The organism is Isosphaeraceae bacterium EP7 (assembly GCA_038400315.1).
Taxonomy (GTDB): domain Bacteria; phylum Planctomycetota; class Planctomycetia; order Isosphaerales; family Isosphaeraceae; genus EP7.
The window spans coordinates 6,502,895-6,515,965 of sequence record CP151667.1 but is presented as its reverse complement, the minus strand read 5'-3'; the positions used below and the strand labels follow the sequence as shown (position 1 = coordinate 6,515,965).

Annotated in this window: 11 protein-coding genes; all 11 read right to left on the bottom strand. The window is 67.9% G+C overall.

Annotation, left to right across the window (positions count from 1 at the left end; all coding sequences use genetic code 11):
* Positions 1-54: 54 nt before the first annotated feature.
* Positions 55-1,485 (bottom strand): ascorbate-dependent monooxygenase, encoded by a 1,431-nt coding sequence (locus EP7_RS25735; RefSeq protein ID WP_463525108.1) that lies wholly within the window; start codon positions 1,483-1,485, stop codon positions 55-57.
* A 227-nt stretch (positions 1,486-1,712) separates the two neighbouring features.
* Positions 1,713-2,981 (bottom strand): MFS transporter, encoded by a 1,269-nt coding sequence (locus EP7_RS25730; protein WP_463525107.1) that lies wholly within the window; start codon positions 2,979-2,981, stop codon positions 1,713-1,715.
* Positions 2,982-3,570: 589 nt separating this feature from the next.
* Entirely contained in the window at positions 3,571-3,915 is a 345-nt protein-coding gene (locus EP7_RS25725) for a hypothetical protein (protein WP_463525106.1), read from the bottom strand.
* Positions 3,916-4,111: 196 nt separating this feature from the next.
* On the bottom strand, positions 4,112-5,269 hold the full coding sequence (locus tag EP7_RS25720; RefSeq protein ID WP_463525105.1) for a hypothetical protein: 1,158 nt from the start codon (positions 5,267-5,269) through the stop codon (positions 4,112-4,114).
* Between the two features lie 203 nt (positions 5,270-5,472).
* Positions 5,473-5,775: a hypothetical protein gene (locus EP7_RS25715; RefSeq protein WP_463525104.1), complete on the bottom strand. Its 303-nt coding sequence runs from the start codon at positions 5,773-5,775 to the stop codon at positions 5,473-5,475.
* A gap of 100 nt (positions 5,776-5,875) precedes the next feature.
* Positions 5,876-8,314 carry a P-type ATPase actuator domain-containing protein gene (locus EP7_RS25710; protein WP_463525103.1) on the bottom strand — a complete coding sequence of 813 codons (2,439 nt, stop codon included), beginning with the start codon at positions 8,312-8,314 and terminating at the stop codon, positions 5,876-5,878.
* Between the two features lie 115 nt (positions 8,315-8,429).
* The gene (locus EP7_RS25705; RefSeq protein ID WP_463525102.1) at positions 8,430-8,627 is read right to left on the bottom strand and encodes a hypothetical protein; all 198 of its coding nucleotides are present in this window, start codon (positions 8,625-8,627) and stop codon (positions 8,430-8,432) included.
* A 57-nt stretch (positions 8,628-8,684) separates the two neighbouring features.
* A complete protein-coding gene (locus tag EP7_RS25700) occupies positions 8,685-9,224 on the bottom strand; it encodes a hypothetical protein (RefSeq protein ID WP_463525101.1) in 540 nt (179 codons plus the stop codon).
* A gap of 30 nt (positions 9,225-9,254) precedes the next feature.
* Complete coding sequence (locus tag EP7_RS25695) at positions 9,255-9,569, bottom strand: hypothetical protein (protein WP_463525100.1); 315 nt, start codon at positions 9,567-9,569, stop codon at positions 9,255-9,257.
* Positions 9,544-12,237: a heavy metal translocating P-type ATPase gene (locus EP7_RS25690; protein ID WP_463525099.1), complete on the bottom strand. Its 2,694-nt coding sequence runs from the start codon at positions 12,235-12,237 to the stop codon at positions 9,544-9,546. The genes EP7_RS25695 and EP7_RS25690 overlap by 26 nt, the downstream gene beginning before the upstream one ends.
* Before the next feature lie 352 nt (positions 12,238-12,589).
* Positions 12,590-12,919 carry a hypothetical protein gene (locus EP7_RS25685; protein WP_463525098.1) on the bottom strand — a complete coding sequence of 110 codons (330 nt, stop codon included), beginning with the start codon at positions 12,917-12,919 and terminating at the stop codon, positions 12,590-12,592.
* Positions 12,920-13,071: the final 152 nt, after the last annotated feature.

Genomic DNA, 13,071 nt, shown 5'->3' with positions numbered 1-13,071 from the left:
CTCCCCGGCGTCATTCATCAGAAGACGCCGGGGAGACGGTCTCGTTCGGCCGGCTCAGCGCGAGGCGGACTTGGGGGCGTCCTGCTTCGGCTTCTTCTGCGGGGTGTCGTCGTCGGTGGCGTTGATGAACTCGAAGATGCCGATGCACATCTCGTCGGTGGTCTGCTCGCCCCAGCGCACTTCGCGGGGGGGCTTGCTCGGGTTGGCGGGGTTGGCGGCCGAGTTGTCGAAGTGGGCGTTCATCTCGAAGGTGGTCCCCATCGGCAGCGGGATCGGCTTCTCGAACGCGTAGGTGCCCTGCCAGTTGAAGTCCCAACGCTTGATCTCGATCAGCGGGATGCGGGTCTTCGCCTCGTCGGGCAGCACGGCGGTCATGTTGAAGTCCTTGCCCAGCCAGTGCATGTGGGGCATCACGGCGGTCAGCAGGATGTCTCGTGGCAGCGGGCGGCCCATCACGGTGGCGCCCTTGGCGGTGCTGGCCTTCACCTCGTGGTGGGCCTCGCCGGCGGGGATCACCAGCACGTCGCGCAGCATCTCGTCGAAGGTCGGCCTGCGGCCGTCCTTCTTGGCCGCCTCAAGCTTGGCGCGGGCCGCCATGCCTTGCAGCACCGAGACATTGGGGAAGACGAACCCGGTGTGCACCCCGCGCGGCTGCGGCTTGTCGGTCAGGTAGAGGCCGATCGACGTGGCGTCGGTCTCGGGCTTGCCGTTCTTGTGGTAGTGCATCTGGATCAGGAGGTCGGCCCCCTTGGGGAGCACATAGCCGGAGCCCTCGGGCGTGTTGCGCGGGGTCGAGCCCGGGACCCAGATCGGCAGGAAGGCGCGGATGGGGACGCCCGGGCCGAATCCGCCCAGGGCTTCATAGCCTGGCCCGGGATCGGCTGCGTCCAACTCGCGTCCCCTGCCCGACGTGTCGACGCCCGCGATGACGTGGTGGACCACGGCGCGGTTGCCCGGCTTCAGGTCGACGGCCCTGATCCAGCGATCTTCGGGCAGGTTGGTGGGCAGGACGAAGACGCGGAAGACGTCGTCGCCGGAGGCCTCGAGCTTGTAGGGTTCGGGCATGGTGACGACGAGGTCGGGGGGGCCCATCGGCCAGTCGGACGAGAACTCGCGCGGGGCGGGAGCGTCCTTGGGGTCGCCCTCGGGGCAGTCGGCCGCGGCCCAGTCGGCCAGGGTCTTGATCTCGGCGTCCGAGAGCACGCGAGCGTCGCGGAACGGCCCCCCCACGTTGGTCGAGGCGGGCCAGGGGGGCATGATCTTCTCCCCGGTCACGTGCCCGATGTCGCTGGCTCGTTTGCGGGCCTGCTCATAGGTTAGCAGCGAGAAGGGGGCGACCTGCCCGGGCCTGTGGCAATCCTGGCAACGCGCCTGGAGGATCCTGGAAACGTCCTTGGTGTAAGTCGGGACTGCCCCGTCGGCCATCGCCGGGGCGGCCGTGGCCAGGAGCGTGAGGCCGGCTGCCAGGGTTGCGAAGCGTCGCATGGATGCTGCTCTCCGAGGGTTCGAGGCGGCCCCGGCGTGGCCGGTCCCGCGGCATCGCGGGTGCCCGCGCAACGAGGATACTCTCCGCAGGGCTCTCCGGTTTCAGAGGGGGGAATTCCAGGCCTTGAGGGCGCGGGCGGATTGAGCCATCCAATCTACGCAAACCGACGCGGGGCCGGTAGGCACCCCGCGTCGGTGGCGAACGTTCGGGGAAATCCCCCGAGGCGTCAGGCGGCCTCGGCCAGATTCAACGACGGCGAGGTGACGGCGTCGTCATCCTCGCCGGTCGAGGCCAGCTGGGCTGGAAGCGCTAGGCCGAGGCCGGCGACCAGGGCGGTGAGCGCCACGCAGGTCAGGCCGGCTTGCAGGCCCCAGCCGTCGCCGGCCAGGCCCACGAAGGTCGGGCCGGCCAGGCCGCCCAGGCCGGTGCCGACCTGGCAGAGGCTGATGGCCAGCGGGCGCGAGACCGACCTGGAGCGCGAGGCCAGGCCGTAGCCGGTCGGGATCAGGGGGCCACCGAAGACGCCCGCGGCGAAGATGAGCGGGGCCATCGTCCACCATTCGGTCTGCACCATGGCCAGCAGGACGCTGGCACCCATGCCGAGCGAGCCGAAGATCAGGGTCGGCCGCTCGGGCAGCGTGCGGAGCGCCGCGGAGCCGAGCCGGCCGACGATCACGCCCGCCCACATCACGGCCCCGGCCAGCGAGGCACGTGCCGGCGACAGGTTCAATGCCGTCTCGGCCAGGGCGGGCAGGAACACGGTGAGCGCCTGCTCGATCGCCACATAGGCTCCCATGATGCCGATGATCCGGGCCAGCGAAACCGGGGGCCGATCGGCGTCGAACTCCTCGGCGAAGCCCGTCTCCTCGTCGGAGACTTCCTCGACAGGGCTGAGGTCCACGAATCGGAGGCCGACGGCGGTGAGGCCGCCCGCCAGGGCGCAGAGCCAGAAGACGGGCATCCAACCGCCGAGCCCCTCGGCCAGCGAACGACCGCCGCCAAGCGCCAGGGCCGCGGCCGTCGCCGTGCACGCGTGCATCAGGTTGAGCATCCGCGTCCGTTCCGCCGGCCAGCGTTCCACGATCAGGGCGGTCAGCGCCAGCGTGGTGCTGGAGAGCCCCATGCCCGCCACGAACCGGCCGAAGACGAGCAGCGCGAAGCTGGGCGTCCCGGTGGCCAGGCTACCCATCGCCGTGAACGACAGCGCCATCAGCCAGAGCCGGCCCGGCGACGGGTTGGCCCGCAAGGCCCGCCCCATCAGCCAGACGGCCAGCAGGTTGCCCGCGAAGAAGGCCGCCTGGGCCAGTCCCGAGTGGACATGCCGCAGGTCCAGATCTTCGGAAACCCACGAGGCCAGTCCGCCATACATGGCGATGGAAAGCCCGGTGAGCCCGGCGCTGGCGAAGATCAGGGCCTTCAGGAATCGATCACCGGTGGTCTTGGCGCGCAGAACGGGCGCGTCGGTGGTCCGACTGGGGACGATTGACATCCTCATTGCAGGGAGAACTCGCGTCGGGGACTCGGTGCTTCGACCCGAGATCGGGACCCGTTTGGGGGCCTTCGTCCGATCGCCGGCCGGCACGGATGGGAGCGAGACATGTGCTCGGGACCGCGTTTGGGAGGAGCGTTGCGGGCCCGGAGAGGGCACTCCGTCGTGTCATCCCCGCGGCTCCACGCCGCGAGGTTGATGACTCCTAACGCAAGAGGTGTACCGAAAGGGTGCATGCACGGGCAATCGGTGCCAAGTTGCCGTACACCACTCACTTAGCTTGTGAGGGAATTGGTCAGGTCGGGCGGCGCATTGCAGTCGAAGCCCAAAATAATGGCATGAAGTGCGGCGGTTTTGGGCGGATCGGAGGGTGTTAGGCCGGCTACTCAGTGATAAAGAGACATTTGATCGCGTGGAGAACTAGCCTTCGGCTCGCTGAAGTCTGTTTTTGCTGATGACGTGAACGTTGTGCTCGTTCTTTGTGCGTCGCGTGAAGATTGCGAGTGTGAATTCAGGGACGGCTCCGCAAGACCCTTCGATCTGAGGGAGCCGTCGTTCGAGGCCGATGCCATATCTGCTGGCCGAGGGAACTGGCTCAGACGGTGGTGATGATCAGCGAGTGGTGTTCCGACCTGGTCTCGAGGACCTGGTCGACCTTCTCACGGGCGGCCCTGGCTCCGTCGATGAAACCGTGGACGGCGGAGTTCTCGCGGGGGATCGACCGGGCCAGCAGGGTGGCGGGGAAGACTACGCCGTACGAGAGGGTGTAGCTGGTCGTGTAGAGGAACCGGCAGAAGAAGAGGCCGGCACCGTCCCAGACGCGATTGGCGACGTCACGGGCATCGGCCGCCCCCTGGCGGGCTCCGCTCCTGACCATCTCCAGGGTGTCGGCGGCCTGTGCGACGTTGTTCGATCCCGCTTCGTGGAACTCTTCAGACATCGGACTACCTCGACCGAGAAAAGGGTTGAACTGCATGGCCGCATGCGACGGGGCCACGTTGTCTTGATCGCCCAACTCTTCCTAGATTAACTCAGCGATGAGGGCGCGACCAAAAGAATCCGCCTCGATCTCGGGGTCGGTCGCCCCGCCGACTCGTGGGCCCTCGGCGTTGTTTCAGGGCAACGCCCGAGGCCTCTCAGAGTGCGATGGCGAAGCCGAGCAGGGCGATGGTCTGGGGTGATTCCGGGGTCGTCCCGAAGTTGTAGCTGCCAAAGATGGCGATGCGATCGTTGACTGCCCAGGTGGTGCCGGCGCCGACGACGTTGATGTTCGGGAAGCTGTTGCCGGGGGCAAGGCCCTGGAAGTTGGTGATCCGGGGGAGGGCCGCGGCGTTGTAGAAGCCGTGAACGAAGACCACGAGGCCGTCGGCCACCTCGCGCTCCAGGGCCCACTGGTAGCTGAACTGGTAGGCGATGGCACCCTTCGAGTCCTGCGCTCCGGTCATGCCGAAGTTGGTTTCGAGGTTGAGCTCGAGCGGCAACGTGTTGTCCAGCAGCAGGTTGATCGATGGCTGAACGCCACCGTTGTAGGCCGGAGAGCCGAACTGGGTCTGAAGATAGATCTCGGCCCCGACAGCGGGGATGAAATACCTGCGGTTCTCATCCCAGAAGTGCGCCTTGATGTCGAACGCCAACGGCGAGAAGCCGCTGGTCGGGTGATTCCCGCCCGTGGCGGTGAAGCCGCTGGAGAAGATGCGGAATTCGAGGCTATCGGTCAGCCCGTAGCGGAGCAGGAACTCCCAGTTGTACTGGCGAGGCGCCCCGCGCGAGCCGGCGTAGAAGCCGACGGGCGAGGTCTCGAGGTAGGCCCGACCTTTGGGCAAGGTGTACGCGCCGTTGGGGAAATTGGCGGTATCGGGCCCGGGGTCGCGGACGTCGGCCCTGGCCTGGCGCCGGAATCGGTCGAGCCGGCTCTCGCTGGGGCCTTCCTCCATCCGCCATCGGTCATGGTGGATCAGGTTCACGGCCCAGGGCAAGAGGAAGGGGTCGCGCTCCGACTCTGGGATCGACGAGCCCGCAAGCGGATCGGAGTGAATGTCCGGGAACACGGGCTCGTCCTCGTCCTTGTCCTCCGGGTCGTTGCGCGAGAGGGGGACGGGATCATCGAGCGAGGCGCGCCGGTCGGGCTCCGGCAGGGCGGGCAGGGTGAGTGTCGGGGCGCCCGAGTCCTGGAGTCGGACCGTCTCGGCGGGCTTGCCCCCGGCTTTCGGCGCCAGAGTGGCGCATCCTTGCATCCCGGCGATTGCCAGGGCCAATGTGGCGACGAGTGGATGCCTGGTCTGACTTCGGGCCAATCGAGACACCTCGGTTCGGACGGATGGACGCATCCCGCCAGATTGAGGAGATCGGCTGTAGTTGCCGGATTAATCCAGAGAATCCTCAAAGTCGGCCGACGCGAGCGAGAGTGGGTTCGTTGGGCCGGGGATGCTCGCTGGGTCGAATTGCCAAAGGGGATGGATCGCGCGAGGACCTGGCAGGGGATGGGAAGAGGGCCGGGTCAGTCAGCCCAGGGGTAGCGGCGGCCCATGTCGTCGAGGTAGCGGCCGATCTGGTTGAAGCCCTGGCGATGGATGTCGGGGCAGGTGCGGCGGAGCCAGCCTTCGACCCGGCCGAACGCGGTGGGCCAGAGGACCAGGCCGCCGGCGACGATGGCGGGGGCCCCGACGATGCCGGGCAGGAGCGTGCCGACGGCCCCGACGGAGACGAGCAAGATGCCCAGCTCGCGCGGGAGCTTGCCCAGGCGGTCGGCGGGGCTGACTTCGAGGGGGTCGCCGGCGTTCTCGGGCATGGCAATGGACATCGTGGGCTCCGGCCTGCGAGGGGACGCGTGAGAGTCGGTCGGCGGTGGCGGCGGGGAGTTGCCCGATGAGTCAATCGTGGGCTCGATGGCGGGATTCATCTTACGACAGCCCGGGGACTCGATCGCCGGCCGGGGCTAGGGCGAACTGCCCGAGGGCCCGACGCGTTGCGGGCTCGTCCAGGTCTCGGAGCGAGTCGGTGGCCCGGCGATAGAGGCCGTAGGTCCCCAGGTTGCTCACCAGAACGGACGCCAGGCTGGTGAAGCCGAAGAAGAAGGCTCCGGCGATGCAGAATAGATTCGGGACCAGGATGAGGCGGTGGGCCTCCCGAACCCGGTCACGGTGGGCCCCGGCGATCTTCCAGAGGTCGGCGAGCGGGCCGGGGCGTCCCCCCTGGATGAAGATTCCGGCGCGGCCGGCGTCGAGGTCCTCATCCCGGTCATCAAGGAGGGCGATCGCCACGTGGGCGGCGTCGGCCGCGAGGGTCGAGCGGCGGCAGTCGCCGACGAACGCGATACGCCTACCCCTGGCCTTGGCGTCACGGATCAGTGTGGCGGCGGCTTCGGGTGTTGTGTCGCCGTGGGCGATGGGGATGCCCAGGGCTGCGGCCAGGGCGACGGCCTCGTCCTGGGGTCGCGAAGAGAGGAACGCCATCGGCACGGGGGCCAGGGCCTGCATCCGGCGGATCGCCTCGGCGGCCTCGGGGCGTGCCGAGCGGCGGAACTCGAGCAGGCCGACGAGGGTGCCGTCCACCTCCACGGCGATCGGGCCCATCGGACCGCCGGCGGGGTCCTGGTCGTCGACCCGGATCTGGTGGTCGCCGTAGGTGATGGTCACGCCGCGATCGAAATGGGTCGGATTCAGCTTGAAGACGGAGAGCGTGCGGGCCCGGCAAGCGGCCATCAGGGCGTGGGCCCGCTCGTCGTCCAGGTGACGCAAGGCGGCTGCGGCCAGGGGGAGCAGGATGTCCTCTGGCATCTTGGTGGTGATGCGAGCGACTTCCAGCTCGGGGCGGGCGAGCATGGGGTGATCGTCGACCAGGATGAGGTCGACCTCGGCGAGTCGGGCGAGGGCGTCGGGCTGGCGGACGATAATCCCCCTGCGGGCGCAGAGGGCCACGTCTCGCAGGGTTTCCAGCGGTACGGCCATGCCCGGGCCGGTCGCGTAGTCGGGTCTTAAAATCGCGCCGGCAACACCAAGGTCGCCGGCAAGCAGGCCGAAGCCGGCGGTGGCCAGGGTGGGGACGACGGCCCGCGTGGCGAAGGCCTCCGCGTCTCGGGTGGGGGCTGTGGACCCGCGGTCCGGAGTGGTTGCCGCCAGCATGGCGCGGCGCACGCCCGAGTCGTGGGTGCGGTCGCCCAGGCGGCTGACCTCGACGGTGAGGGTGCCCGTCAGCACGGTTGAGCCGTCGAGCACGCGGTCCCCGGCCCGCTTGCGCGTGACCCCTTCCAGGCCGCGAACCGATCGCTCGTCGACGATGGCCTCGCCGGCGTCGACGCGGCCGTCTGCCGGGATGATCTCGGCGGGGCCGACGTTCAGGCGATCGCCGACCTGGAGGAGCGAGGCCTCGATGAGCACCTCGCGGTCGGTTGTCGGGTCGAACCGACGCGCGAAGCCGGCCTGTTCGCGGTGCAGGAGCTGGTGACGATGCTCGGCGAGGTCGCCGCGTAGCCGTCGTTCCCAGTAGCGGAGCGACCAGCTCATCAGGGCCGAGGCGAAGAACTGTCCGCTGGCCAGCGTGGTGCCGACGATCACCGCGTAAAGCACCGGCAGGCCGAACTGACCCGCGCGGATCTGGGCGGCGGCGGCGCGAAAGATCTTGATGTTGGTGCCGATGAGCAGCATGGCGCTCACCGGTAGCAGCGCCGGCAGGGCCAGCTCGCCGAGCATCGCGATGCCAAGCGTCGCATTGGCCGGGCCGAGGCGGACCGGCTTCGGCGGCTTCAAGAGCTGCGGCGCGGCAGGCTCGGGGCGCAGGCAACGCTCGGCGGCGTTGGCCAGCCCGGTGAGAGTGACCAACCTGGGCCGGTACTCGATCAGGACGCTGCCGGTGATCGCATTGGCCCCAACTCGCGTGACGCCCGGCAGCTCGCGGAGGCGGCGGGTGAGCTCCTCGGCGAACTCGAGGTCGCGGGTCAGGCGTTCGTGCCGCAGGCGGACCCGGCCTTCGGCCACGTGGACGAGATCCCAGGTGGTCGCCGCGTCGCCCAGCCTCCTGGCGATGTAGTCGGTCTCGCCTTCGGGGGCGAGCGCCGGGCCGGGCGGAAGGGGCAGCACGACTCCTTCGCCGCGGATGGCCGAGGCAAGCCGGGCGTGGAAGCCGGCCGCAGGCTTGTGGCGGATCGTGGCGGTGCCTGTGGCCCGGTTGATGGCGACCGAGCGGACTTCGGGCAGTGCCAGGGCCAGCCTTACGAGGCGGTCACTCGGCTCGTCGGCAAGGGGGCCGAAGGCCGCCCGATCGCGCAGGCAGACGACCCCGTCGCGCAGGGCAACCGGTCCGGCGAGCGTCGAGGGTTTGGGGGCGGGCCGGGCGATAGACACGTGCATCCCTCGAATAAGCACCGGATGTCATGCGTTCGCAGAGCGTCAGCATGAACGCAGTCAGCTCAGCAGAGGCGTTGCGGGCTTGCGAATCGAACGCGTGGCAACGGGGGGATCAGGGGGCGCGGTAGGGGGTGAGCTGGCCGCTCTCGACGAGGCGTTCAAGCACGGAGGCGACTCGGCTCTCGGTCTTGTCGAAGGTGTCGAAGATGTTCCGAAGGCGGTTGCGGCGCTTCTCCACCTCGTAGCCGAAATAGAGGGTGGCCAGCGTGACGGCGATGATCGGCAGGATGGGCAGTTCTTCGGCGTTCATCGGGGGTCTCACACGGATACGGATGGTTCGGTCGACGGGCCTCGGAGGGCCGCGTGGCTAGAGCAGCTCGGTGGTCGCCTCGCGGAGGATCTTGACCATGCCATCGATCCCCTCGCGGTGGAGCTCCCTGCGGACCTCGCCCTCGAGGTGCTGGGAGGAGCGGTGGACGGCGATGAAGCGGACGAACTCCTGGAGCCGGGCCATGGCCTGCTCGGGGCTCCGAATGAGGCCGAGGTTGAGCCGGAAGCCGCGGTAGCCGCGTGCGCCCCGATGGTTGGAGGCGTAGAGGTCGTAGACGAGGATGATCGGGTCTCGGCCGATGAGCTCGGGGTCGCGCTGGAGGATCAGCATCGACTGCTCGGGAGTGAGAATGTAGAGAGAGTCGGGCGTGTGGGCGTTGAAGTAGGTGGGGAAGAAGGACCGGACCATCTTGGAGACGGCGTGGTTCCAGCCCGAGTCGACGAGGAAGTAGTTGAACCGCTTCTCGTGCGGTCCCGGCGGGTTGTTCCAGTGATGGTCGCGCATGTTCAGGTCGACGCCCCCCTTGGGGGGAGAGTCGGCCGGCCTGTCTTCGACGGCGTTGGCGTTTTCTGACATGGCGGGCGCTCCCCCCGGGGGTCGGTCGGGTCAGATCTTCAGGTCGTCGGCGATCGACTCGATGAAGGCGACGGCCTGACGGCGGTTGGCGTCGGTGGCCATCAGCTTGGCGGCCAGAGAGAGCTCGGCCTCGACCACCATGCGCTGGTCTTGGGTGAAGCGGACGATGAAGGAGAGCAGCTTCGACCGGATGGTGAATTCCGGCTTCTCCGGGTGCCAGCTGAGGTCGGTGGAGATGGGGATCTCCCCGCGCCTCCGCTGGTAGACGTCCTCGACGTCCTTGCGGAGCGGCCCGTCGACGGGCCGCTTCAACTTCCGCTCAAACAGCGTTTCTTTCCAGGGCATGGGCCTGCCTGAGTTCTCGCTTGTGCCGCCGCTCGGCCTCGACCTGCGCGATCTGGCGGAGGGGCAGGAGCCCGTTGCCTAGCGCGGCCATGGCGGCGACGTTGTTGGTGATGACGGAGGCCATGATGCCAAAGCCTAGCGTGAAGACGCCCGCAATGCAGAGGATATTGGGCGCCAGGATCAACTGCCAGCTCCGCTTGACGTTGCGGTCAAGTTCCCTGGAGATGTCCTTCAGCTCGCAGAGCTTGGACAGGCCCTCTTCCAGGAAGACGATGTGCGCGGTGTCGGTGGCGATCGACGAGGCACCCCGCAGGGAAATCGAGACGTTGGCCTTCTTCAGGGCGATCGAGTCGTTGATCCCGTCGCCGACGAAGCAAACCTTGCGCCCCTCGGCCTGGAGCTTGGCGACGTAATCGGCCTTGTCGGCCGGCAAGACCTGGGCGAAGTAGCGGTCCATGCCCAGTTGCTCGGCCAGCTTGCGGGTGGGCGCCTCGTGGTCGCCCGAGATGATCGCCAGGTGCTTGACCCCGCGCTTGCGCAGGCCGGCGACGATGTCCTTGACCTCGGGCCTGACGGCCGATTGCAGCTCGATGGCCCCGCCGAGGCGGCCGTCGACCCCGACCATGACCATCGTGTTGCCTTCCAGGTGCGAGGCCTCGAGCGCCTCGGCCACCTCGGGAGTCATGCCGATGCCTTCCAGCTCCATGAACCGTTTGCTGCCGACCAGGACGGTGTGCCCCTCCAGGTGGACGGTGATCCCGTAGCCGACCTTGTACTGGGTGTCGTCGATCGAGGGGAGGTCGAGGCCCAGCTCGCGGGCCTTGTGGAGGATGGCCAGGGCGATGGGGTGGTGGAACTTCTTCTCGGCGGCCGCGGCATAGCGGAGGATCTGGGTGCCGTCGAAGCCCTCCGACGCGATCATCCGGCCGACCTCGGGGCGTTCGCGGGTGAGCGTGCCCGTCTTGTCGAAGAGGACGGTGTCGATCTCGTTCATCAGCTCCAAGGCCCGGCCGTCCTTGACCAGGATCCCCTTGTTGGCACACAGGGCCAGGCTGGAGAGCATGGCCAGTGGGGCGGCCATGCGGATGCCGGTGCCGAAGTCGCTGTTGAGCACCGCGACACACCCGGCCGGGCCCATGGTGGCCATGCCCACGGCGCCGATGGCCAGGGTCGGGATAACCGCGCGGTCGGCCATGACCTCGCCCTTGTGCTGCGAGCTGAGCTTGTAGCCGGCCGAGTCGTTGAGGATCTGGCTGATCTTGGCCGAGGCGGTGTCGCTGCCCGACTTCTCGACCGAGACGTACATCTTGCCGGCGACCATCAGGGTCGAGGCGAAGACGCGGTCGCCAACCCCCTTCTCGGCGGGGGTCGACTCGCCGGTCAGGGCGTGCTGGTCGATCATGGCCATCCCCTCGACGACCACGCCGTCGACGGGCACGACCTCGCCGGTGTTGACCACGATGACGTCGGCCTGCTGGAGCTTATCCAGCGAGACCTGCACCTCGACGCCGTCCTTGTACAGCCAGCAATAGCGCGGCTGCTTGCCGAACGCGTTCAGCAGCAGCTTCTTGGAGTTGTCCTGCGTCCGCTTGACCAGCACCTTGCCCAGGCCCAGGCACCAGCAGAGCATGGCCCCCGGGAAGATGGACATCGTCCCCAGGCAGCCGACGACGACGATGGCGTCCAGAACGTCGACGCCCAAGCGACGCTCGTCGACCAGGACGGCCCGAGCCTCCCTGAAGGTCGGGATCGACGTGTAGGCGAAGACCACCGCGGCGACCGGCAGCAGCGGCGGCATGGCGAACTGGGCGAGGGCGGCCAGCGGCAGCGACGCGGTGCAGATGGGCAAGTGCAGGTCGAGCTTGTCGAGCTTCGACGGATTCTCGGCGCCAGCGAGCGCCGAGTCGAGGATCTCGATCACCTGCCGCCTGGTCAGCTCGTGCGGGTCGTAGTCGACCTGGACGGTGCATCTCATCGAGCTCGATTGATATTTGTCGACGCCCAGGACGCTCACCAGTTCGCGCTCGATCGCCTGGCAGAGCTCCTGCTTGCGGTAGAGCACCCGGTTCTTGACCTTGAGCCTGCCCGGCCGGTCGAGCTTGACCTCCCAGCCCGAGACGACCGAGTCGTGGCGATAGTAGCGGACCACCCCTTTGCGGTCGCGGGCCGTGTCGGGCCGCGCGATCAGGGGACCACGCGTCTCGTTCTGAGGGCCGCCGGACGCCCCGCTGGCGTGCGGAAGGTGGGAGCCGTTGGGAAGGTGGGAGCCGTTGGTGTGCCCGTTCTCGTACGCGTTCTCGTACTCGGGCTCGAAGACGTAGCTGCTGCCGTGGTCGGGGCCGCCCGACGAGCCGTCTCCGCCCGCATACGCAAAGGTGAAAGCGGGGACCTCGACCTCGACCTCCCGGACATGGACATGAACAGGGGCTGGCACCGGCTTGGGGGCGAGGAACGAGCAGACGCGACGGACGACGTCCTTGAGGCTGTGTGTCCTGGGGCAGAACCTCAACTCGGCCTCGGCCCGTCGGATCTCGACGTGGCTCACCTCGGGCGCCTGGAAGATGCAGTCAAGGAACCGGCGGCAGTCTGGCGAGTCGGTGTCCCGGAATAGCTCAGGACCCTTCAGCAGGATCACGCCCGGGGAGGGGAAGCTGACGGCGAAGTCCATAGATTCTGCCTTATGTCGGTCGAACCGCGGGCCATAGGCGGCGCGCCCGTGGGTCTGGGTCGTGCGTCTCGATGGGGCCCGCCAATCGGGCCTGGGCGGATGTGCGGAAAGTGGACGAGAGTCGATCGGTCGGATCAGGAGGAGTTTTGGATGTGCGGGCGGAGGAGGGGGATGCCGGCAGTTCTTGCTCGACTCCTACGAGACCGACGCCCGATTGGCCGACGCGCACACACGCACACCGCCTCGACCCGGTCGCCCGATGGCGTCGAGTGAATCCGGAAATGCGGGCGATGTGATCGTGGCGACGTCTTCGTCGTCGGTTGTCGATTGGGGGGGGAGCCCCCGAGGGACGTCAGATGTCGACGGCTGACTTGCTCGCCTTCATCTCGCTGATCATATCACGGGCGGCGTGCGCACCGTCGACCAGCCCATGGATGAGCGGGTTGTTCTGGGGGATCGAGCGGGCGATGAACACCGACGGGAAGACGAGCCCGTAGGAGATTCCATAGCAGGTGGAGTACGCGGCACGGGCCAGCATGCTGCTTGCTTCGGGGAGGAATCGGGCCGCGGTGTCGCGGGCGCTCGTCGCGCCGTCCTGGGCCGCCTGAACGGCGGCTTCCATCGCGTCGGCCACGGCCTTCAGGGGGTCATGCTGGCTGACTGAAGCGTCGGATTCCGACATGGCATCCTCACCAGGATTTTCAACATCCGATCTTCATGACGAACAGAAGATACGCCATGCTATACCGAGAATCGACGGAAATCATCCCCGCAATCATGAATCCTAGGCGGCTTTGGTGGTCTGGGGGAAGTTTGTCGCCTTCCTGGGGTGTT